The sequence below is a fragment of the Streptomyces sp. BoleA5 genome (assembly GCF_000373665.1).
GTDB lineage: Bacteria > Actinomycetota > Actinomycetes > Streptomycetales > Streptomycetaceae > Actinacidiphila.
In genome coordinates this window covers 293,618-315,077 of sequence record NZ_KB892091.1, presented here as the reverse complement: position 1 = coordinate 315,077, position 21,460 = coordinate 293,618, and the positions used below count along the sequence as shown (strand labels likewise).

At 71.8% G+C, this 21,460-nt stretch carries 19 protein-coding genes; 6 read left to right on the top strand and 13 right to left on the bottom strand.

Annotation, left to right across the window (positions count from 1 at the left end; translation table 11 throughout):
* Positions 1–16: 16 nt before the first annotated feature.
* The 13 genes from B085_RS0105370 to B085_RS0105310 form a co-directional block, all read right to left on the bottom strand.
* On the bottom strand, positions 17–985 hold the full coding sequence (locus B085_RS0105370) for a sugar phosphate isomerase/epimerase family protein (RefSeq protein WP_018557538.1): 969 nt from the start codon (positions 983–985) through the stop codon (positions 17–19).
* An 88-nt stretch (positions 986–1,073) separates the two neighbouring features.
* Complete coding sequence (locus B085_RS41305) at positions 1,074–2,024, bottom strand: hypothetical protein (RefSeq protein ID WP_018557537.1); 951 nt, start codon at positions 2,022–2,024, stop codon at positions 1,074–1,076.
* A gap of 883 nt (positions 2,025–2,907) precedes the next feature.
* Positions 2,908–4,158: a DUF418 domain-containing protein gene (locus B085_RS0105360; RefSeq protein WP_018557536.1), complete on the bottom strand. Its 1,251-nt coding sequence runs from the start codon at positions 4,156–4,158 to the stop codon at positions 2,908–2,910.
* 343 nt (positions 4,159–4,501) lie between these two features.
* Positions 4,502–4,873: a hypothetical protein gene (locus B085_RS0105355; RefSeq protein WP_018557535.1), complete on the bottom strand. Its 372-nt coding sequence runs from the start codon at positions 4,871–4,873 to the stop codon at positions 4,502–4,504.
* Positions 4,870–5,193 carry a hypothetical protein gene (locus B085_RS0105350; protein WP_234018496.1) on the bottom strand — a complete coding sequence of 108 codons (324 nt, stop codon included), beginning with the start codon at positions 5,191–5,193 and terminating at the stop codon, positions 4,870–4,872. Before B085_RS0105350 ends, B085_RS0105355 begins: the two co-directional genes overlap by 4 nt.
* 212 nt (positions 5,194–5,405) lie before the next feature.
* Positions 5,406–6,233, bottom strand: a complete 828-nt coding sequence (larE, locus tag B085_RS0105345; RefSeq protein ID WP_018557533.1) for an ATP-dependent sacrificial sulfur transferase LarE — start codon at positions 6,231–6,233, stop codon at positions 5,406–5,408.
* A complete protein-coding gene (larC, locus tag B085_RS0105340) occupies positions 6,223–7,413 on the bottom strand; it encodes a nickel pincer cofactor biosynthesis protein LarC (protein WP_018557532.1) in 1,191 nt (396 codons plus the stop codon). The genes larE and larC overlap by 11 nt, the downstream gene beginning before the upstream one ends.
* On the bottom strand, positions 7,410–8,099 hold the full coding sequence (gene larB, locus B085_RS0105335) for a nickel pincer cofactor biosynthesis protein LarB (RefSeq protein ID WP_018557531.1): 690 nt from the start codon (positions 8,097–8,099) through the stop codon (positions 7,410–7,412). The genes larC and larB overlap by 4 nt, the downstream gene beginning before the upstream one ends.
* Positions 8,096–9,376, bottom strand: coding sequence for a nickel-dependent lactate racemase (gene larA, locus B085_RS0105330; protein WP_018557530.1), 1,281 nt, complete (start codon positions 9,374–9,376; stop codon positions 8,096–8,098). Before larA ends, larB begins: the two co-directional genes overlap by 4 nt.
* Positions 9,373–10,326 (bottom strand): amidohydrolase family protein, encoded by a 954-nt coding sequence (locus tag B085_RS41300; RefSeq protein ID WP_078619760.1) that lies wholly within the window; start codon positions 10,324–10,326, stop codon positions 9,373–9,375. The genes larA and B085_RS41300 overlap by 4 nt, the downstream gene beginning before the upstream one ends.
* Positions 10,323–11,312, bottom strand: a complete 990-nt coding sequence (locus tag B085_RS0105320) for an aldo/keto reductase (RefSeq protein ID WP_026250702.1) — start codon at positions 11,310–11,312, stop codon at positions 10,323–10,325. The genes B085_RS41300 and B085_RS0105320 overlap by 4 nt, the downstream gene beginning before the upstream one ends.
* Positions 11,312–11,503: a hypothetical protein gene (locus B085_RS0105315; RefSeq protein WP_018557527.1), complete on the bottom strand. Its 192-nt coding sequence runs from the start codon at positions 11,501–11,503 to the stop codon at positions 11,312–11,314. Before B085_RS0105315 ends, B085_RS0105320 begins: the two co-directional genes overlap by 1 nt.
* A gap of 83 nt (positions 11,504–11,586) precedes the next feature.
* Positions 11,587–12,306, bottom strand: coding sequence for a FadR/GntR family transcriptional regulator (locus B085_RS0105310; RefSeq protein WP_018557526.1), 720 nt, complete (start codon positions 12,304–12,306; stop codon positions 11,587–11,589).
* A 305-nt stretch (positions 12,307–12,611) separates the two neighbouring features.
* Between B085_RS0105310 and B085_RS0105305 the strand changes: the two genes are divergently transcribed.
* The 6 genes from B085_RS0105305 to B085_RS0105280 all read left to right on the top strand — a co-directional run bounded on the left by B085_RS0105305 (position 12,612) and on the right by B085_RS0105280 (position 21,056).
* Positions 12,612–13,919, top strand: a complete 1,308-nt coding sequence (locus B085_RS0105305) for an enolase C-terminal domain-like protein (protein WP_018557525.1) — start codon at positions 12,612–12,614, stop codon at positions 13,917–13,919.
* Positions 13,916–14,671, top strand: coding sequence for an SDR family NAD(P)-dependent oxidoreductase (locus tag B085_RS0105300; protein WP_018557524.1), 756 nt, complete (start codon positions 13,916–13,918; stop codon positions 14,669–14,671). Before B085_RS0105305 ends, B085_RS0105300 begins: the two co-directional genes overlap by 4 nt.
* A 106-nt stretch (positions 14,672–14,777) precedes the next feature.
* Positions 14,778–15,848 (top strand): sugar ABC transporter substrate-binding protein, encoded by a 1,071-nt coding sequence (locus tag B085_RS0105295; protein WP_018557523.1) that lies wholly within the window; start codon positions 14,778–14,780, stop codon positions 15,846–15,848.
* 11 nt (positions 15,849–15,859) lie between these two features.
* Positions 15,860–17,377, top strand: coding sequence for a sugar ABC transporter ATP-binding protein (locus B085_RS0105290; protein ID WP_018557522.1), 1,518 nt, complete (start codon positions 15,860–15,862; stop codon positions 17,375–17,377).
* Entirely contained in the window at positions 17,370–18,431 is a 1,062-nt protein-coding gene (locus tag B085_RS0105285) for an ABC transporter permease (protein ID WP_018557521.1), read from the top strand. Before B085_RS0105290 ends, B085_RS0105285 begins: the two co-directional genes overlap by 8 nt.
* 204 nt (positions 18,432–18,635) lie before the next feature.
* Positions 18,636–21,056, top strand: a complete 2,421-nt coding sequence (locus B085_RS0105280) for a glycosyl hydrolase family 95 catalytic domain-containing protein (protein WP_018557520.1) — start codon at positions 18,636–18,638, stop codon at positions 21,054–21,056.
* Positions 21,057–21,460: the final 404 nt, after the last annotated feature.

Sequence of the window (21,460 nt, the reverse complement as noted above, 5' to 3'; positions counted from 1 at the left end):
GGTGGGGTGCCCGCGGTCAGGCGAGCAGCTGCTGCAGTGCGGTGAAGCTGCGCTGCGCGGCGCCGAACGAACCCGGCGGGTTGGGCTGGGTGTTGGGAGCGGTGTCCTGCTCCCAGACGCCGACGTGGCTGCCGCGGGCGCCGATGTCCCGGATGAACTGCTGGTACGGCAGGACGCCGGCGCCGAACTCGACGATGGAGTAGCCGTCCGCCCCCGTGCTGGCGGCGCCGTCCTTCATGTGGAACAGCGGGTAGCGGTAGGGCTGGTTGCGCACGTAGGCCGCGGGGTCGAAGCCCGGCCAGCGGTGCTGGCCCACGTAGGCCCAGTACACGTCCATCTCCAGGTAGACGTAGCGCGGGTCGGTGTTGCGCAGGAAGACGTCGTACAGCCGGACCGACGGCTGGTCGGTGGCGAAGGCGAACTCGCCGGCGTGGTTGTGCTGGTAGAGCTTCAGACCGCGGGCGGCGGCCGCCTGCCCCCAGGTGTTGAACTCTTCCGCCGCGGCGAGGTAGCCCGCGACCGTGTTGGAGTTCGACGGCGCGTTGGCGGTGCCGACGTGAGGCATGCCCAGGATCTGCGCCGCGTCGAGCTGGGCCTGGAGGTTGGAGCGCAGGTCCCCGATGCCGACGTGGCTGCCGATCGCCTTCAGACCGTTGTCGTCGAGGAGCGTGCGGATCTCCTGGAGCGTGATCTGCCGGCCGAGGATCGAGGTGTTCTGGGTGTAGCCCGCGAACTCGATCTCCTTGTAGCCGATGCGTGCCAGCTCCTCCAGGACGACCCGGAAGCCCAGCGAGCTGACCTTGTCACGGACGCTGTAGAGCTGAACGGAGATGCGGTCCTTCGGGATGGACAGGATGCTCGGCGCGGCGGAGGCGGCCGGTGCCGTCGCGGCGCCGACGACGGAGGCCGCGGCGACCGCGACGGTGGCGCCGGCGGTGGCCCGCAGGAAGTCTCTGCGGTCGAAGGATTTGTTCAGGTGGCCCACGGTCACTCCTTGGTGGATGCGGCGAAGCAGAGTGGGGTGTGAGGTGTGCGGTGGTGCGGAGCGCTTTCCGCCCGTGGACGGAGTGGGGTCACAGCCCCGTGCCCGCGGCGGCCGCCGCGGCCTCCGCCTGCGCGGTACGCTCCGCCACCTTCGCGGCGAGGTCGGCGCCGCGGTCCTGCGGGGCCGCCTTGGACGCACGGGCGAGTGACGCCGAGGGAGCGGTGGTGGTCGCGGTGATGCCGCCGCGGACGCGGGCCAGTTCGCCCACCTGGAGTGCGGGGCTGTTGTCGCCGGCGATGAGCTTGCCGCGGACGATGGTGTTGTCAAGGATCGCGTTCGCGTTGTTGTCGGTGACCGCGAGGTCGCCGCGGAGGTAGGTGGCCTGCGCGCAGGAACTGAGCGGGCCGTCGCCGCCGAGCTGGAGGGTGTCGGAGTTGTTCCGGTACTCCGTGTCGCCCTCGACCTCGCTTGCGCACAGGACACCGCCGAGCGTGTTGGCGCTCACGCTGAGCGTCTTGCCGACGGTGGTGTCGTAGACGTCGGTGTAGAGGTTCGCGTCGCCTGTGACGGCGCCGGAGACGGTGGTGCCCGAGATGTACAGCTCGCCCGAGGAGGCTCTGACATCTCCCTTGACCGTGGAGTCGACGCTGTACAGGAAGCCGTCGACGGCCGAAATGCCGCCGCTCGCCGCGGTGTTCTGTACGTGGACGCCGAAGGCTCCCTGCTGGGTCACCGCGCCCTTGACGCTGCTGTCGGTGATGTCCAGGTAGGCGTTGTTCCCGACGGCGACGGTGCTGCTGAAGGTGACGCCCTTCGCCACGAGGTCGGCGCCGGCCTCGATCGTCACCGTGCCCTTGACCTTCGTACCGGTCAGCGTGCAGGACGCGCCGGCCGGTACCACGAGGGCGCCGCTCACGGTGACGGCCCCGCCTTCTCCCACGCAGGTCGTCGTGAGCGCCGCCTGCGCGGGCGCCGCGATCGTGACCAGCCCGCCCGAGGCCACCAACGAGACTGCGACGAGGTAGGAACGGATCTTCATGGGGCTTCCCTTCTGCTGCGTTGACGGCCGCGACGACATGCCGCGGCCGGGAACCCCCGCCAGGGCGGGGTGCTGCGGAGTGCGGGACAGCTGTGACGAGGTGGAGCCGCCGCTCGCGGCGGGTGGGAGGTCGGCTTCTCGTCGGCGGTACGGACGCGTCACATATGGCCCCGGCGTGCGGGGCGGGTGGGTTGCAAGGCCGTACTGGCGTTACATCGACGCAACATCGTGTGGATCGGCTGGAACGCTAACCAGGGTCCCCAGTGCTGTCCAGAGCTTTGGACGGAGTCGGCAGAATCTTTTTGGCGAACCGTCAAAAGATCGCAGCCATCCGTGAAATGAATTCAATGAAATGTTGGATAGCGCCTTGACAGGGGTGACGCTCTGCAGCACGCTCGTGACGCTGCGCCAACCGCCACCACGACAGTCCTCGGTCTGCTCGGTCTGCTCGGTCTGCTCGGTCTGCTCGGTCTGCCCGGTCTGTGGACCGGATCGGACCGGCCGTACCCACCGGAGGCGCGACCGTGTTTCCCCCTTCGCCGATGCCGGCCTTCCTGACCGGTCCGGCCTGGTCGTGGACTGCCACGACGGCGATCGGCGGCCACGGCGGTGTGGAGGGGGTCCACTTCGTACCCGGGCGGCCGCGGCGCCGAGGTTTCCGGGACGCTCACCCGGCTGTCCGCCCTGCAAGAGCAGCTGGTAGCAGCTCTCCCGGCCCACCACGGACGCGGACCGGATCAGCCGGCCCACGACCCCGATCCGGTCCGCGTCCCGCACGGCGGAGCCGTGCCCGGGTGGCGAGAGCGGGGCGGCGTTCGCGCTCCCGCCGGGGGTCACGATCCTCCGCGTTCCGCCACCGGACGCCGGAAGCACTCGCCGTCGCTCAGCTGATCAGCCGGGCCGGGGCGGTGGCCGCGTGCATGAGGACCTCCAGTGGCCCTCGCCGGAAGATCCGGGTCCAGGCGAGGGCCGGCACCATCGCTGCCGCGGCGAAGCAGAGCAGGACCGGCAGAGCGGCGGAGTCGGGCATGTCGTCGACGCCCAGGACCTTGATGGCGATGATGTGGCCGACGTACGCGGTCAGCGAGATCGAACCGACGGCGATCAAGGGCGTGGCCGCCCACCGCACGCGTGCCGAGCGCTCGACCACGGCCAGGCACGTGGCCAGCACCAGGAGTGCGATCCCCGTGTTGCCGAGGATCGAGAACGTCGTCTGGCTGTGCGGGGCGGCCACCAGCAACCAGGAGGGTGTGTCGACGACCTGGTCCCCGTAGACGCCGGACAGCGTGTCCGACCACCAGGCCGAGGCGGCGGGTGCGCCGTCCGCGGCCGCACTGATCGCGGCCCGCGCGCCCGGAGCCAGGTGCAGGGCCAGCCAGGAGCCGCCGTAGCCGAGCACGGCCAGTGCCGCCCCGCACACGGCGACCTTCGCGCGCACGCCGGGCCGCCGCAGGTCGAGCCGGGCCACGGCCATCCCGGCGATGAGGAAGGACATCCACGTCAGCACCGGGTAGTCGCCGGTGACCAGCAGCTCCAGAAAACCGTCCGAGCGGGTCAGCCGGGCCAGTGGATCGTGCGCGATCAGCGCGTCGCTCCAGCCGCCGTTGTCGACGGCGACCCGCAGTACGTACAGGATCTGTGGCAGCACGAGCGCGGTGGCCGCCGCGACCAGCGTCAGCGTGCGGGCCCGCAGCCGGTGCAGGGGCAGGACGAAGACGAAGGCAAGACCGTAATAGGACAGGATCACGTCGATGGACGTGCCCAGGTCCGTCAGCAGGTACCCGAGGACGATGAGGACGACGGCCCGGATCAGCACCCGTCCCACGGCTTGCCGGCCCGCCCGGCCGGCACGCGGCTCCGGCCGGCCGGTGAGCAGGATCAGGGAGAACCCGGCGAGGAGGGCGAACAGCGCGGAGGACCGGCCCCGGGCCAGCTCCATCACCCAGCCGAGCGGACCGCCCACGGAGGGGTCGGGACCCACATGAGCGGCGAACATTCCCAGGATGGCCAGACCCCGCGCGAGGTCGACGCCGATCAGCCGTCCCGCCGCCGCGGAGCGGAATCGGGAGCCGGCCTCCGAAACCCTGTCGAGCGATGCCGGAACCTGGGCCGCGCCGGGTGATGCGTGGGTCATGCGCAACAGACTCGCGACGTCACCGGTCCCACGCCATCCGGCAGGTGCCGGGAATTCCCCCGCCAGGCGGCTGTGGCCTCCGCCACGCATACCCGAGACCGTCCCGCCCCCGCCGGTGCACGGGCCACCCCTGCCTGCGCGGAGATGCCGAGTGGTGAAAGCCGTGTGCTTCCTGCGGCCGGCGCACCGTCTGCGGTTTGCGGTGAGGGGACGATGTCCGGCCGGGCGCCCGCCGACGAGTGCACGGTCGAAATGTGCCTGTCGCATCGTCCCTGTGCGGTGGGGAACCCGTCCCGGACCGGGGCCGGAACATCGTAGTGGCGGCGAAGGTTCTCGCCGGAGCTCAGCGGACGGTCCAGCCGCGAAGGGTCACGGCGATCTCCTCCACGATGACCTTGCCGGCCTCCACGTCGCGGACGAGAGCGGCTGCGACCTTGGGCTGGTAGTCCAGGCTGTGGCCCTGCAGGGTCAGGAATCCGGCGGTGCTCACCCACGCGAACTGCAGGTTCGAGTGCTCCAGGGAGGGCAGCCGGGCCAGGGTGTGCAGCAGCGCGGCCGCCTTGAGGTAGACGGAGCCGTACACGTCGCGTTCCATGGCGCTGGCTTGCACGCGGGCCACCGCGGCGTACAGCGGTCCCAGCTCGTGCACCTGCGGGTCGCCATCGATCTGTTCGGCGGCATGCAGCAGGAACGGTACGTCGATGCGGTGGATCACGCGGCGTTCCCGTGACCGGCCCCGGCGCCGTCCAGCTCGTCCAGGCGGCGGCGCGCGGCCTGAGCGGCGGCGCGCCGCTCGGTGTCGGGCTCGTTGTCGCCGATCTCGGCGAAGGCATCCCGGGTGTAGTCCCCGTGCCGCTTGGCGGCCTCGAGGAAGACCCGCTCGACGGCGGTGGCGCGTTCGTAGGCGGCGGAGAGCACGTAGTCCTGCATGCTCATGTCGGCTGCCTTCGCGGCCGCGGCGATGGCGGCGTACTGGTCGGGGTCAGGGAAGCGAAGGCTCATGGCCTTCTTCTCTGTTTTCTCTGATGCCGTCATGGTAGCCACGGTATCACTGGTATCCACGTGAGGAGCGGCTTGCCGTTCCCCGTCGGCGGCCGGGTTCCCACTGGCCGCAGCGTTTTCCGGCGGCAGCTCAGGTTCTGGCTTCCGTTCGTCTGGATTGCCTCCCGGGGGTCCGTGGACATGGGCGGTCGGGGGTGGGGCAGGCAGGTCGCCTGCCGGCCATCGATTACTGCCCGACGTCGCGATCAGGCCTCGAAGTTGAGTCGACCCGAGCGAAACGGCTCGACGCGGTGGGGCACGCCTCCGAAGCCTGCCCCGGTGAGGGCTTCGGCGAGGCCCGGCAGTGCCGCGATCCGGACCACGAGGGCCGGATCCACCTCGATGCGAGCCAGGTCTCCGAGGTCGCGGACCCGAAGGTCCCCCATTCCCCGCACCCCGGCCCCGGCCGCCAGCGCCCGTACCGCCTTCTCCGCGCGGTCGATGCGTGCCAGGCGGTAGGAGGTGACCTCGATGCCGTGGCGAACCCGGCTGGCAAGGCAGGGAGTCGCGGGTTTGTCCCAGGTGGGCAGCGACCAGTGCCGGCTGAGGCGGCGCACGTCCGCCTTCGTCAGGGCGGCGTCGAGGAGCGGTGTCCGGATGCCGCGTTCCCGCCCCGCGCGGATGCCCGGACGGTGCGGATCGGCCGCGTCGTCGGCGTTGGTGCCGGTGGCCACCAGGTCGAAGCCGTGCTCGTGTGCGAGCGCGGTGATGGTGTCCAGCACCTCGGACTTGCAGAAGTAGCAGCGGTCGGGCCCGTTGGCCCGGTAACCGGCTTGGGACAACTCATCGGTGCGCGGCGCCAGATGAACGATGCCGAGGTCGTCGGTGAGATGCCGCGCGCGGGAGAGCTCACCGTCGGCCAGACTCTCCGAGACGGCGGTGACGGCCAGGACGCGCTCGGGCCCGAGAGCCCGTGCGGCCGCGGCGAGGACGAGGGCGGAATCGGCGCCGCCCGAGTAGGCGACGGCGACGGGGCCGCCGAGCGCGCGCACGCGGTCCAGGAGCCGGCGCTCCAGGACGTCGTCACTCGTCACTGTTCTCCTCCTGGCTCGTCATCGTTGCCGGTCCCCGGCTCAGACGCAGTGCGCGCGCGGCGACGGCGCGCAGGGGCAGACCCAGCGCGCCGGCCGCGGCCGCCAGGTCGTCGTGCTCGGGCTTGGCCGCGTACGGACCGTGTTTGATCCGGACGGTGTGTCCGTCGACGTCGACGGTCTCGAAGGCGCGCGGCAGCGTGGTGCGGGTCGCACCGACGCGCCGGATGCCGAGCGTGCCGGTCTCGGCCAGCACCAGGTCGCGCAGCCGCCGTTCGTGGTGCGGGGTGGCGAGGACGTGGAGGACCTGCGCGGGCCTGCCCTTCTTCATCACCGCGGCGGTCGTCCAGGCGTCGAGGGCACCGGCGTCCAGCGCGCGGGCGATGACGTGCCCGAGCAGCTCTCCGGTGACGTCGTCGAGATTGGTCTCCAGGACGACGATCTCCTCGTTCGCCGCGTCCGGGGCGGCCGGCGCCGGGGAGCCCAGGGTGACGGAGACGACGTTGGGCCGGTCTGGCAGGCGGCGGGTGCCCGCTCCGTAGCCGGTGGGGCCCAGTGTCATGGGCGGCGGCGGGCCGTAGCGGGCGGCGACGGCGTGCAGCAGCGCGGCGCCGGTGGGCGTGACCGTTTCCCCCGGCAGGTCGGTGCCCCGGACGGCCGCCCCGGCCAGCAGGGCGAGGGTGGCCGGAGCGGGGACGGGCAGGACGCCGTGCGCGGAGTTCACCTCGCCCCGGCCGAGTGGCAGAGGCGAGCTGACGACGTCGCTGACGCCGAGGGCGTGCAGGGCCGCGGCGCTGCCGACGATGTCGACAAGGGTGTCGTGGCCGCCGAGTTCGTGCAGATGGACGTCGGCAGGGTCGGCGTCGTGCAGTCGCCCCTCCGCCTCGGCGACGGCGGTGAGGGCGGCGACGGCGAGGGCCGCGACGGGACGTGGAGCGGCCCGGGAGGCAAGCTCGACCATCTCCGCGGCGCGGCGCTCGGTGCGGGGATCGGTCACCTCCACGCGTACGCGCGTGGCGGCCAGTCCGTGGTCGGTGACGCGTTCGGCCGTCAGGCCCCAGCCGGTCAGGCCGGTGGCGGCGATGGCGGCCCGGATCCTGTCGAGCGGTGCTCCCGCGTCGATCAGGGCGGCCAGCAGCATGTCGCCGGCCAGTCCGGTGAACGGGTTGATCCAGCAGATCATCCGGTGTCCTCGCGACCTGCCGCCGGGCGCGACCGGGCGATGCGGTGGACCGCCATGGCCGCCGAGAACCCGGAGTCGATGTTGACCACGGTCACCCCGGCCGCGCAGGAGGCGTGCATGGCGAGCAGCGCGGTCACACCCTCGAGCGAGGCGCCGTAGCCGGTGGAGACCGGTACCGCCACGACGGGGGCGCACACCAGTCCGCCCACGACACTGGCCAGGGCGCCTTCCATGCCCGCCACGACGATCACCGCGTCGGCGGACCGCAACAGGCCGCGCACCTGCAGGACGCGGTCGAGCCCGGCGACTCCCACGTCGTGCACGACCGTTGTGTCCAGACCGACGGCCGAGGCCACAGCGGTGGCTTCGGCGGCCACCGGACGGTCGGACGTCCCGGCGGCGGCCACCACGACGGAGAAGCGCACGGAGGCCGCCGGACGCCAGTGCAGCAGCCGGGCCTCCTCGTCGTACGCGCCGGCGTCCACCCTCTCCAGGACCGCCGCCGCCGTTTCGGGGGCGACGCGGGTGGCGAGGACGGGCCCGGAGTTGTGCTCCAGGAGGCCGCCGACGATGCCGGCGATCTGCTCCACGGTCTTGCCGGGGCCGTACACGACCTCGGGCAGTCCCTGCCGTGCCTCGCGACCGATGTCGAGTCGCGCGTATCCCAGGTCCAGTACCTCGTTCACGGCCGGGCCCCTTCCACGTACGGGATGGTCTGCGGACCTTCCGGCAGGACGCACAGGCGGGCGTCGGGGCCCGCGGCGGCCAGCGCCTCGGCGACGGCGGCGGAGATGTCGTGGGTCTGCTCCAGGTGCGCGGTCGCCAGCTCCGCGTCGCTGAGGAAGGAGGTGTGCATGATGACCCGGCTGCCCGACTGGATGCGGGCCTGGATCTGCACCTGCCACTGGTCGGGAACCGTCTCGGCCCGCGCGGTGATCTCGGCGAACAGCGCCTGGGGGGACGGGGCGGAAGCCAGAACCCGGCGGTAGGCGCCGTGGTCGGGGAAGCCGTCACGGCACTCGGCCGCGCACACGATCGTCCCTCCGGGCCGGACCACCTGGTAGGCCGCCGACATGCCCTTGACCGCCTGGTACAGGTTCTGGTCCAGCGGATGGCCGGAGTTGGTGGTGACGACGACGTCGAACGGCGCCTCCACCGGGCGCATCGCCATCCGGGCGGCCGTGGCCGTGGCGGCGGCGTGCATCGGCAGCAGATCGCCGCCGAACGCGGCGACGACGTCCTTGTCCCGGTTGAGCACCACGTCCAGGGCGAAGGTGACCCCCGTGGCCTGCGCGATGGCGCGCACGTCGTCGTGGACCGGGTTCCCACGGGTGATGCCCCAGGTGGCGCGCGGATCGCCGATGCGGGCCGCGTCGTGCAGCACGAGCACGGTCTCCAGTGCGGCGAGCCCGGGTGCGACGAGTTTCGGGCCGCCGGAGAAGCCGGCGAAGAAGTGGGGTTCGACGAAGCCGGTGGTGATCCGGACGTCCGCCTCCACCCATTCCCGGTTGAGCCACACCGGTACGCCGTTGCCGTGCCTGCCCATCCATGTCAGCTGCCCGGCGTCGCGGGCGTCGTGGTTGACGATCCTCACCGTGTCCACGATGTCGTCGCCGAACATCGCCCGCAGCTCGGACTCGTCGTTGCCGCGGTGGGTGCCCGTCGCCACGAGGATCACGACGTCCTCCCGGCGGACGACGCCGTCGAGTTCGTCCAGGACGGCCGGGATCATCAGGTGCCGGGGCTGCGGCCGGGTGCCGTCGCATGCCGAGATGGCCACCGTCTGCCCAGGGCGCACCCTCTCACGCAGTGGGGGCCCGGCGACCGGGTCGCGCAGGGCCGCGCGCAGGACGGCCCGCTGGTCCGCGGCCGCGGCGTGGTGGACGGGCTCGACGACGGTCGTTCTCCGCGGATCCACCTCGATGTCCAGCCCTGACCGCCCGTAGGCGAGACGTACCTTCACCGCGCCCCCTCCGCGGCCCTTCCCTCGCCGGGGCGCCCTCGGTGATGCCCCTCGCCCAGGCCATAGGCGCGTTCCGCCGTCGTGCCGAAGACGTGGGAACGCTCCGTCCCGGTCAGGCCGGCGGTCAGTTCCTCCGCGGCGCCGACGACCTCCTCGTACGAGGCGGCCAGCAGGCATACCGGCCAGTCCGAGCCGAACATCACCCGCTCCGGGCCGAATGCGTCGAGGACCACGTCCGCGAAGGGGCGCAGGGCGGCCACGTCCCAGTCGTGCCAGTCGGCCTCGGTGACCATTCCGGACAGCTTGCAGAACACGTTGGGCAGCGCCGCCAGTTCGCGGATCGACGAGGCCCAGGGCCGCAGTTCGCCCGCGGCGATGGGCGGCTTGGCCAGATGGTCCAGGACGAAGGTGAGTTCCGGCAGCTCCCTGACTGCGGCGACGGCCGCGGGCAGCTGCCGCGGAAGGACGAGCAGGTCGTAGGCGAGGCCGGCCTCCGCGACCGTGTGCAGCCCCCGGTGCACGTCGGGCCGGGTCAGCCAGCCCGGGTCCCGCTCGGCCTGCACCAGGTGCCGGATGCCCACCAGGAGGTCGCCGCCGGGCGACGCCCGCAGGGCGTCCAGCGTGCCGGGGAGGCCGTCCGCGGTGAGGTCGGCCCAGCCGACGACGCCGGCGACCGTCCCCGCCGACGAGGCCAGAGCCAGGAACTCCGTGGTCTCGTCGGCGTCGGGCAGGACCTGGACCAGGATCGTCCGGTCGATGCCCGCCGCCAGGGCCGCAGGTGCCAGGTCCTCCAAGGTGAAGTCCCGCCGCACCGGGGCCATTTCGGGTGCGTCGAGCCATGCGTGCACGCGACGCCGCGGCCCGGGGCCGCTGTGCGGGGATGGGTCGGGGGAGGGGGGAGGCGCCGGTGCCGGCCTCCAGATGTGGTGGTGCGCGTCGATCCTGCTCATCGTCTGTCCCGTTCCAGGGCGTCGAGTTCCGCCCACAGCTCTTCGGGGATCGTCGCGGAGGTGTGCGCGACGTTCACGGTGACCTCCTGCGCACTGCGCGCCCCGACGACGACACCGGTGACGGCCGGGTGCCGCAGCGGGAACCGCAGCGCCGCCGCCGCCAGCGGGACGCCGTACTCGGCGCATCGTTCGCCGAGGGCGAGCGCGTGGTGCAGGACCTCTTGGGGAGCCGGCGCGTAGTCGTACATGGCGTCCGGGGCCAGGTTCGCGAGGATGCCGCTGTTGAACACACCGCCGACCAGGACGCCCACCCCGCGGTCGGCGCACGCGGGCAGCAACTCGTCGGCCGCGCTGTGGTCCAGCAGGGAGTAGCGGCCTGCCACGAGCACGCAGTCGAGGTCGGTCTCGGTGACGAAGCGGGTGAGTATCCCCGTCTGGTTCATGCCCGCGCCGATCGCCCGTACGGCTCCCTCGTCGCGCAGCCGGGCCAGCGCCGGGTACGCGCCGGTGACGGCCTCCTCCCAGTGCTCGTCCGGGTCGTGGATGAGGACGACGTCGAAGGCGTCGAGGCCGCAGCGCTCCAGGCTCTCGGCGAGTGAGCGGTAGACGCCTTCGGCACTGTAGTCGCGGACCCTGACGAGTCCGGGATCGCCGTGGAAGGCCTCGTCTCCCGGTGCGGATGCGCCGGGTACGAGCAGTCGGCCGACCTTGGTGGACACCGTGCATTCCGCGCGCGGACGGCCCGCTCCGGTGAGGAACGCGCCGAGCCGTTGCTCGGCGAGCCCGGCACCGTAGTGCGGGGCGGTGTCGAAGTACCGGATCCCGGCCCTCCAGGCGGCGTCCAGTGTGCCGGCGGCCTGCCGTCCGCCGACAGCCGAGTACAGGCCGCCCAGCGGAGCGGTGCCCAGCCCGATGCGGCTGACGGTCACGCCGGAGCGTCCCAGAGGAACTCGTTCCGCGTACCAGGGGCGTTCGGTGGGGATCATCAGCCCCGCCCGAGGACGTGCCGCCGACGGCCGAGCCGGTCGATGTCCGCCTCGGCCACGTCGCGGCCGTTGCCGGACGGGAAGACGCCGGCGATGCCGGCGGCGCGCTGTGTCAGGTCGTGGGCGACGCCGTCGGCGTCGAGGGCGGGGGGACGTGCGAAGCCCGCCGGGCCGACGCGCGGGAAGGTCATGGGGTGCTCCTCGCTGATGGCACGTGCCCGCCCGCGGACGGCGGGTCCTCGGGCCGGCCACGGGGTGGCGATGAGATGTGAGGTCAATGCCGCGGGTCGGCGGCGTCGCCCGGGACGCCGCCGTTCGGTTCCAGGTGCTCGCGCAGCCACTGCTCGGTGGTGCTGACGTGCAGGAGGGCGGCCGCCTGGGCCAGGGGGGCGTCCCCGGCGGCCAGCGCCCGGTGGATCGCCTCGTGTTCGGCGACCGTGCGTGCCGCGGCGTCGTCGTCGACCAGACCGCGCCAGACACGGGCACGCAGCGTCCGGCCGGAGATCCCCTCCAGCAGGGTGGCGAGGGTGGCGTTGCCGGTGGCCGCGATGACCGCACGGTGGAAGGCGGCGTCGTGCTGGTTGAGCTGCTCCACGTCGTCCCGGGCGGCCCGCATCGCGTCCAGATGCCGTTCGACCTCCGCCAGCCCCTCGGCCGAGATGCGTGTGGCGGCGAGCCCGGTGGCGACCGGTTCGAACAGCCGGCGCACCTCGGTCAGCTCCAGCAGGGTGTCGCCGCGCAGCAGTTCCACCGCGGACCCGATGCTGCTCAGCAGCAACTCGGGTTCGAGGCTGGTCACATATGTGCCGTCCCCCCGGCGGATCTCCAGCACCCGTGCGACGACCAGCGCCTTCACCGCTTCCCGCATCAGGTTGCGGGACAGCCCGAGTTCGGCGGCCAGTTGCTGCTCGGGCGGGAGCTTGGCACCCGGTCGCAGCTCGCCGGAGTGAATGAGGTCCCTGATGCGGTCGATCGCCTTGTCGGTCAATGACATCCGTCTGCTCCCTGATGGTTGCCCGGGCGGCGGCAGCGTAGCAATACATCCCATCGCTGCAAAAGAGATGGGATGGCTTGCAGTTGGGGCCAGATTCAAGTGCACCAGATATTGGCCGGTCAGATGGTGTGCCTGAAACCTTTGCCTTCCGAGGGTATGGACACCGGGACGGGTCGACCCTATAAATCCATCCAATGTCCGAGCCCTGCTGTGGCGGTACGGACATCTCGTTGACACATGAGGATGCGTGGTTGCGATGATGCCGGGACAGCACCGGAGCCTCCGAGCCGGAAGTGCCGGAAGCCATGCCTGACCTGATCACCGCGGTCGAGGCGGTGGACGTACGGTTCCCGACCTCGCGCGAACTCGACGGCTCCGACGCCATGAACCCCGAGCCCGACTACTCGGCCGCCTATGTGACCATCCGAACCAGCGCCGGAGACGAGGGGTACGGGCTCGCCTTCACCGTCGGCCGCGGCAACGACGTGGAGGTCGCCGCCGTACGGGCCTTGGCCCCGCTGGTGGTGGGACTGCCGGTGGAGGAGGTGCTCGCCGACCTGGGCGGCTTCTCGCGGCGCCTGACCGGCGACAGCCAGCTGCGCTGGCTCGGTCCGGAGAAGGGGGCCATCCACATGGCCGCCGCGGCCATCGTCAACGCGGTCTGGGACCTGTACGGGCGCCGCACCGGAAAGCCGGTCTGGCGGCTGCTGGCCGAACTCTCCCCGGAGCAGCTGGTCGACCTGGTCGACTTCCGCTACCTCCAGGACGCCCTCACCCGTGACGAGGCCCTGGAGATCCTGCGCCGCGCCGAGCCCGGCCGCGCCGAGCGCACCGCGCGCCTGCTGGAGCACGGCTACCCGGCGTACACCACGACCCCCGGCTGGCTCGGATACGACGACGAGAAGCTGGTGCGGCTGTCCAAGGAGGCGGTCGCCGAGGGCTTCGGCCAGATCAAGCTGAAGGTCGGCGCCGATCGCGAGGCGGACGAACGCCGCATGCGGCTCGCGCGCGAAGCGGTCGGCCCGGATGTCAGGATCGCCGTGGACGCCAACCAGGCGTGGGGGGTCCAGCAGGCCATCGACTGGATGGCGTCACTCGTGCGCTACGACCCGTACTGGATCGAGGAGCCGACCTCGCCGGACGACATCCTCGGCCACGCCGCCATCCGCAGGGCGCTGGCGCCGGTCAAGGTGGCCACCGGCGAACACACCCACAACCAGGTGATGTTCAAGCAACTGCTCCAGGCGGGCGCGCTCGACGTGCTGCAGCTCGACGCCAGCCGCACCGCGGGAGTCACCGAGAACGTCGCCATCCTCCTGCTGGCCGCCAAGTTCGGCGTCCCGGTCTGCCCGCACGCCGGCGGGGTCGGGCTGTGCGAGATGGTCCAGCACCTGGCGATGTTCGACTACGTGGCCGTCTCCGGCACCACCGAGGACCGGGTGATCGAGTACGTCGACCACCTGCACGAGCACTTCACCGACCCGGTGCGCATCCGCGACGGCCGCTACCTCGCGCCGCTGGCTCCCGGCATCAGCGCCGAACTGCACCGGCGGTCGCGGGAGGACCACCGCTACCCCGACGGCCCCGTGTGGAGGGGGGAGACCGGCAGATGAGCGCGCCCGAGTTCGCGGGCCTGAAGGCCGTGGTGACCGGCGGCGCCTCCGGTATAGGCCTCGCCACCGCCCGTCTGCTGGCGGTCCGTGGGGCCCGCGTCGCCTGCCTCGACCTCACGCCTGAGGTTCCCGAACCGCTCATCGGGATCAGCGCGGACGTCGCCGACGACGCGAGCGTCCGGGCGGGCGTCGAAGAGGCCGCGCGGCGGCTCGACGGCATCGACGTCCTGGTCAACAACGCCGGGATCGGCGCCCAGGGCACGATCGAGGACAACACCGACGAGGAGTGGCACCGGGTCTTCGACGTCAACGTCCTCGGCATGGTCAGGGTGACCCGCGCGGCGCTGCCCCATCTGCGCCGTTCCGGCAGCGCGGCCGTCGTCAACACCTGTTCCGTGGCCGCCACCGCCGGGCTGCCCGACAGGGCGCTGTACTCCGCCACGAAGGGCGCCGTGCTCGCCCTGACCCGGGCGACCGCCGCCGACCTCGTGCGCTCCGGCATCCGCGTGAACTGCGTCAACCCCGGCACCGCCGACACACCGTGGATCGGCCGCCTGCTCGCCCGCGCGGCCGACCCCGAAGCCGAACGCGCGGCCCTCCGCGCACGTCAGCCCATGGGCCGCCTCGTCACCGCGGACGAGGTCGCCGCTGCCGTCGCCCACCTCGCGAGCCCGTCGTCGGGCTCCACCACCGGCACCGCCCTCGCAGTCGACGGCGGCATGGAAGGCCTGCGGATCCGCCCGCGTACCTGACCACGGCCCGTTTCCCCCGACTCGCCGCGCCGCGGCACCGCCCCCACACCCGCCGGCGCCCGGCATCCGACACGTCCTCGCGACCCACCGGCAAGGAGAACGAGCAATGAAGCTCAGATTCACCCGGCACGCATGCTTCGCCGGCTTCGGCGCCCTGACCGTCCTCGCACTCACCGCCTGCGGCGGCTCCGGACCAGCGCCGGGCGCGAGCGGCGGTTCGACGGTGATCGGGGTCGACTACCCGCGCTCCGACACCGACTTCTGGAACTCGTACATCAAGTACACGCCGGAGTCCGCGAAGGAGCTCGGGCTGGAGCTGAAGACCACCAACTCGCAGAACGACGTCGCCAAGCTCACCGCCAACGCGCAGACCTTCATCAGCCAGGGCGTGAAGGGCGTCGCGATGGCACCCCAGGACACCGCGGCCATCGCGCCCACGCTGGCGCAGATGGAGGCGAAGAAGATCCCGGTCGTCACGGTGGACACCCGGCCGGACACCGGCAAGGTCTACATGGTGGTCCGCGCCGACAACCGTGCCTACGGCGAGAAGGCCTGCCAGTTCCTCGGCACCAAGCTGGGCGGCAAGGGCAAGGTCGTCATGCTCCAGGGCGACCTCGCCTCGATCAACGGCCGCGACCGCACCGAGGCCTTCAACGCGTGCATGAAGAAGAACTACCCCGCCATCAAGGTCTTCGGTGAGGCGACCAACTGGGACGGGGCGCTGGCCGCGCAGAAGCTCCAGACCGACCTGACCGCGCACCCCGACATCAAGGGTGTGTACATGCAGTCCAGTTTCGCGCTCGCCGGCACCCTCCAGGTGCTGAAGCAGAAGAACCTGCTGGTGGGTCCGGAGGACAAGAAGCACGTGTTCATCGTCTCCAACGACGGGATCCCCGAGGAACTCAAGAACATCGGCGAGGGGAAGATCGACGCCACCGTCTCCCAGCCCGCCGACCTCTACGCCAAGTACGCGCTCTACTACCTCAAGGCGGCGATCGACGGGAAGACGTTCAAGCCCGGCAAGACCGACCACGACAGCACGATCATCCAGGTGCGCGACGGCGTGCTGGAGGACCAGCTCTCCGCCCCGCTCGTCACCGCGGACGGCGGCACGTACGGCGGGGTTCCCAGCCTCAAGAGCGACGACTCCTCCCTGTGGGGCAACAACCTCGGCTGACCGGAAGGGCGATGCACAGCATGGTTACGGCTCCCCCCGTCGCCCAGGCGACGGGGATAACGAAGCGATTCGGGCCCACGGTCGCACTGCACGACGCCGGGATCACGATCAGGCCCGGCGAGACGCACGCGCTCGTGGGGCGCAACGGGGCGGGCAAGTCCACCCTGGTCTCCGTCCTCACCGGACTCCAGGCACCGGACGAGGGATCGGTGACCTTCGGTGGCCGGCCGGCTCCCCGGCTCGCCGAACGGGACGCGTGGCGGCAGCGGGTGGCCTGTGTCTACCAGAAGTCCACCATCATCCCCCAGCTGACGGTCGCGGAGAACCTCTTCCTGAACCGGCACGGTCGCGGCCGGGGCGGCCTGATCAGCTGGCGGACGGTCCGCGACAGGGCCCGGGAGGTCCTGCGGACCTGGTCGGTCGACGTGGACGTGCGCACCCTCGCCGGGGAACTCGACATCGAGCAAAGGCAGTTCGTGGAGATCGCCCGGGCGCTGTCGTTCGGCGCACGCTTCATCATCCTCGACGAGCCGACCGCACAGCTGGACGGAGCCGCCATCAACCGGCTGTTCGCCCGGATCCGGGACCTCCAGCAGCAGGGAATCACCTTCCTGTTCATCAGCCACCACCTGCAGGAGGTCTACGAGATCTGCGACACGGTGACGGTGTTCCGCGACGCCCGGCACATCCTCACCGCTCCCGTGGCCGAACTGCCCCGTGCCGAACTGGTGGCCGCCATGACGGGCGAGGGCGCAGCCAAGGGCGGCGGGCCATCCCGCCGCCCCGTCGCCGCCGGGTCCCCGACGGTGCTCGCGATGGAAGGCTCCGCCGTCGAGGGCGCCTACCACGACGTGTCCTTCCGGATCCGCGGCGGGGAGATCGTCGGTCTCGCCGGCGCGGCGGGCAGCGGCCGTACCGAGGTCGCGGAGACGGTCGTCGGACTGCGGGCCGCCGACACGGGAACGGTGCGGATCGCGGGGGTGCGCCCACGGCCGGGCAGCGTGCCGGCGGCCCTGCGGGCAGGGGTGGGTTTCGTCCCGCAGGACCGCCACCAACAAGGACTCGTGCCGGAGATGTCCATCGCGGACAACGGGACCCTGACCATCCCCGAGCGTCTGGGCCCACGCGGGCTCATCGACGGCCGCCGCCGCGACGCCTACGCACGCTCCATGATCGAGAAGCTGGCGATCAAGACACCGGGGCCCCAGCTGCCCGTCTCCGGGCTCTCCGGAGGCAACCAGCAGAAGGTCGTCATGGCGCGGGCCATGGCCAACGACCCGAAACTGCTGGTGCTGATCAATCCGACCGCCGGCGTCGACGTGCGGTCCAAGGAGTTCCTCCTCGGCAAGGTCGAGGAGATCGCCGAGTCCGGCACCGGGGTGCTCATCGCCTCCGACGAACTCGACGACCTGCGTACCTGCGACCGGGTCCTGGTGATGTTCCAGGGGCGCGTCGTGGCCGAGAAGGCCGGTGACTGGCACGACCACGAGCTCGTGGCCGCGATGGAAGGAGTGGACCTCGATGTCTGAGAGCGCGACCGCGGCCTCCGCGAAGAGCCCGGACGGCGGGCGGCCGGACACCGCGAGCGAGCCGCCGGCCACCGGGGGAGGAGGGGAACGCAGAATCGCCTTCGCGCGGCTGCGCGACCTGGCGCTTGTTCCCGCGATCATCGTCATGGCGATCGTAGGACAGCTCGTCAACCCGGTGTTCCTGCAGGCCGACAACCTGATCAACGTTCTGCAGACCATGTCCGAGATCGCACTCCTGGTCCTCGCCCAGACTCTGGTGCTGATCGTCAAGAAGATGGACCTCTCCCTGGAGTCCACCGTCGGGATCGCCCCCGGGGTCGCGGCCTGGCTCACCGTCCCCGCGGGCGCCACGCACGGCCTCGGTCTGCTGCCCGGCGGATGGTCCGTGCCCGTCACCCTGGCGGTCGGCCTGCTGATCGGTGTGGTCAACGCCCTGTTCATCATCCGGTTCGGGCTCAACGGCTTCATCGTGACGCTCGGCATGCTGATCGTGCTGCGCGGCGTCCTCACCGGCATCTCCGGCGGCCAGACCTTCTTCCAGCTGCCACCGTCGATGCTCTACCTCGGCACCGCCCAGTGGGCCGGCATGCCCGCCTCGGTGTGGATCTGCCTGATCCTTTTCGCCGTCGGGATCGTGGTGCTCGGCTTCACCAGCTTCGGCCGCTCGCTGTACGCGATCGGCGGCAACGTCGACGCGGCCAAGGCCGCGGGCATCCGCACCGACCGGGTGCTGTGGACCGTCATCGTGGGCGCCAGCGTCCTCGCCGCGCTCAGCGGCCTGCTCCTGTCGGGGCGCCTGGCCTCGGTGGCCTCCGCCCAGGGCAACGGCTACATCTTCACCGTCTTCGCCGCCGCGGTCATCGGCGGTATCAGCCTCAACGGCGGCAAGGGCACCATGTTCGGCGCCTTCACCGGCATCCTGCTCCTGTTCATGATCCAGAACGTCCTCACCCTCGGCGGCGTCCCCGCACAGTGGATCGGCGCCCTCAACGGCACGATCATCCTCATCGCCCTGGCGCTGTCCCGCATCACCGGGGGCAAGGTCCAGGACTAGGCCGTGTCCTCGTCCGGCCGGACCGGACGACGACCGAGCCGGGACCACAGGCCTTCCCGAGGAAGGGGGGTCCGTTCTCCGGCCGAGGACGACCAGCGCGGGCGGCGGCTCCGCCGCCCGCGCGTACAGCCGCGCTCGCACCACCGGGGGCACGCGCCCTCCCATGACCGGCCCACACCCGCGACAGAATGGATTGGCACACCCATGGAACGAAGAGAGTTCCTCGTCGCCTCCGCAGCCGCGTCCACCGCGCTCGCCGCCGGCCTCCCGGCCGCCGAGGCGACCGCGGCCCCGCAGCCCGCCCCGGATGCGCCGGGCGCTCCCCCCGGCAAGCCCTCCCCCCTCACTCTGTGGTACGACAAGCCCGCCGGGCAGTGGCTGGAGGCGCTGCCGCTCGGCAACGGCCGCCTCGGCGCCATGGTGTTCGGTGGCGTGGAGACCGAACAGCTCCAGCTCAACGAGGACACGCTGTGGGCCGGGGGCCCGTACGAACCCGCCAACCCCCAGGGCCTGGCCAACCTCGCGGAGATCCGGCGCAGGGTCTTCGCCGGGGAGTGGAACTCCGCCCAGAACCTGATCAACTCCTCCTTCATGGGCATCCCGGTCGGCGAGCTGATGTACCAGACCGTGGGCAACCTGCGGCTGACGATCCCCGGCACGGGCGAGGTCAGCGGCTACCGGCGCGATCTGGACCTCGAGACAGCGGTCGCGACCACGACGTACACGCGCGGCGGAGTCACGTACCGCCGGGAGGTCTTCGCCAGCCACCCCGACCAGGTGATCGTGGTCCGGCTCACCGCCGGCACCCGCGGCGGTCTCTCCTTCACCGCGGCCTTCGACAGCCCCCAGCAGTCCCTGACCGAGTCCCCGGACCCGATGACCGCCGCGCTGGAAGGGACCGGGCAGACCCGCGAGGGCGTCACCGGCCAGGTCCGCTTCCGCGCCCTGGTCCGCGCCCACGCCGAGGGCGGCACCGTACGCAGCGAGAACGGCACGCTCGCGGTGACCGGGGCCGACGCGGTGACCCTGCTGGTGTCCGTCGGCACCAGCTACAACGACTACCGGGACGCCTCCGGCGACCACCGTGCCCGCGCCGAGCGCCCGCTGAACGCCGCCGCCGGCACCCCGTACGGGCGGCTGCGCTCCCGGCACGAGTCCGACCACCGTGCGCTCTTCCGCCGGGTCACGCTCGACCTCGGCACCACGGAGGCGGCCGGCGCGCCGACCGACCGGCGGGTCGCCGCCTTCACCGAGACGGACGACCCGCAACTGGTCACCCTGCACTACCAGTACGGCCGCTACCTGCTCATCGCCTCCTCCCGCCCGGGCACCCAGCCCGCCAACCTCCAGGGCATCTGGAACGACCAGCTCTCACCGCCCTGGGACGCCAAGTACACGATCAACATCAATACGGAGATGAACTACTGGCCCGCGCCCACCACCAACCTCCTGGAATGCTGGGAGCCGATCTTCGCGCTCCTCGACGACCTGGCACAGGCCGGCCAGAGGACCGCGCGGGTGCAGTACGGCGCGGACGGCTGGGTGGCCCACCACAACACCGACGCCTGGCGCGGGACCGCGCCCGTCGACGGCGCGTTCTGGGGGATGTGGCCCACCGGCGGCGCCTGGCTGGCGACCTCCGTATGGGAGCACTACCGCTTCACCGGTGACCGCGAAGCCCTGCTCCGCCGCCTGCCCGTGGTCGAAGGAGCGGTCCGCTTCTTCCTCGACTCACTCGTTCCCGACCCCGGCACGGGACACCTGGTCACCTGCCCGTCGGTGTCGCCCGAGAACGCCCACCACGGCGGCGTGTCGGTGTGCGCGGGCCCGACCATGGACAACCAGATCCTGCGGGACCTCTTCGACGGCTACCTCGCGGCCTGCGACGCCCTCGACGTGACGAGCCCGTACGCCGACCGGACGCGGGCGGCAAAGGCCCAGTTGCCGCCCATGAGGATCGGCGCCTTGGGACAGCTGCAGGAGTGGCAGCAGGACTGGGACGCGGGAGCCCCGGAGCGCCAGCACCGCCACGTCTCCCACCTCTACGGCCTGCACCCCAGCAACCAGATCACCAAGCGCGGTACACCGGAGCTGTTCCAGGCCGCCCTGAAGACGCTGGAGATGCGCGGGGACGCCGGCACCGGCTGGTCCCTCGCCTGGAAGATCAACTTTTGGGCGCGTGCGGAGGACGGCGCCCGCTCCTACAAGCTCCTCACCGACCTGCTCACGCCCGACCGCACCGCGCCGAACCTGTTCGACCTGCACCCGCCGTTCCAGATCGACGGCAACTTCGGCGCCACCGCCGGTGTGACCGAGTGGCTGCTCCAGTCCCACGCCGACGAGGTCCATCTGCTGCCCGCACTGCCGCCTGAGCTCCCGCAGGGCCGGGTCACCGGCCTGCTCGCCCGCGGGGGCCTCACGGTCGATCTCACCTGGCGCGACGGCGTGCTGTCCCGTGCCCGCCTGAGGGCGGGGCACGGCGGCACCGTCCGGCTGCGCACCGCGGCCCCGGTCGCGGTGCACCGCACCGGCCCCCCTGCTCGGTTCGCTGTGGAACGTCCGGAGAGCACCCTCGCCGTCTTCGAGGCCACGGCAGGCGGCGACTACGTGATCACGCCGCGCTGACACCGCGCGGCGCCGCCCGCGCAGGGCCTCCCGACGGGAGCCGGCGCGGGCGGCGCACCAGCGGCGAGCGGCTGGATCTCACGTCGGAGCTGTCACCCGCACCTGCACCTGCACCTGGGGCTGTCGTCCCCGCTCGAACGACTCGTATTCCGTGAACAGGCCGTGCGGCCCCTCGCCACGGCGGACACGGACCCGGCCCCTTCGCGGAGTTGCTTCGCGAAGGGGCTCACGTCAGTTTCCGACGCCCGCACCTCGAACGGTCTGCCGCCGTTCGTCCGGCAGCGCGGGCATGCCACAACAGGAGGCGCACGAACTCGCGGCCGTCGGCGTGCTTCCGGGTGGCCGTCGCTCCGGAAGCTCGCACGTCGCCAGGTCGCACGCCCCACGCCCTGGATCGGGGCGTG

What these genes read in the sequence shown, in the direction of transcription:
- B085_RS41305 (WP_018557537.1), bottom strand. Translation starts at nt 2,024, where the DNA reads ATGAAGATCCGTTCCTACCTCGTCGCAGTCTCGTTGGTGGCCTCGGGC.
- B085_RS0105360 (WP_018557536.1), bottom strand. Translation starts at nt 4,158, where the DNA reads ATGACCCACGCATCACCCGGCGCGGCCCAGGTTCCGGCATCGCTCGAC.
- B085_RS0105350 (WP_234018496.1), bottom strand. Translation starts at nt 5,193, where the DNA reads ATGACGGCATCAGAGAAAACAGAGAAGAAGGCCATGAGCCTTCGCTTC.
- larC (WP_018557532.1), bottom strand. Translation starts at nt 7,413, where the DNA reads ATGATCTGCTGGATCAACCCGTTCACCGGACTGGCCGGCGACATGCTG.
- B085_RS41300 (WP_078619760.1), bottom strand. Translation starts at nt 10,326, where the DNA reads ATGAGCAGGATCGACGCGCACCACCACATCTGGAGGCCGGCACCGGCG.
- B085_RS0105320 (WP_026250702.1), bottom strand. Translation starts at nt 11,312, where the DNA reads ATGATCCCCACCGAACGCCCCTGGTACGCGGAACGAGTTCCTCTGGGA.
- B085_RS0105315 (WP_018557527.1), bottom strand. Translation starts at nt 11,503, where the DNA reads ATGACCTTCCCGCGCGTCGGCCCGGCGGGCTTCGCACGTCCCCCCGCC.
- B085_RS0105310 (WP_018557526.1), bottom strand. Translation starts at nt 12,306, where the DNA reads ATGTCATTGACCGACAAGGCGATCGACCGCATCAGGGACCTCATTCAC.
- B085_RS0105305 (WP_018557525.1), top strand. Translation starts at nt 12,612, where the DNA reads ATGCCTGACCTGATCACCGCGGTCGAGGCGGTGGACGTACGGTTCCCG.
- B085_RS0105300 (WP_018557524.1), top strand. Translation starts at nt 13,916, where the DNA reads ATGAGCGCGCCCGAGTTCGCGGGCCTGAAGGCCGTGGTGACCGGCGGC.
- B085_RS0105295 (WP_018557523.1), top strand. Translation starts at nt 14,778, where the DNA reads ATGAAGCTCAGATTCACCCGGCACGCATGCTTCGCCGGCTTCGGCGCC.
- B085_RS0105290 (WP_018557522.1), top strand. Translation starts at nt 15,860, where the DNA reads ATGCACAGCATGGTTACGGCTCCCCCCGTCGCCCAGGCGACGGGGATA.
- B085_RS0105285 (WP_018557521.1), top strand. Translation starts at nt 17,370, where the DNA reads ATGTCTGAGAGCGCGACCGCGGCCTCCGCGAAGAGCCCGGACGGCGGG.
- B085_RS0105280 (WP_018557520.1), top strand. Translation starts at nt 18,636, where the DNA reads ATGGAACGAAGAGAGTTCCTCGTCGCCTCCGCAGCCGCGTCCACCGCG.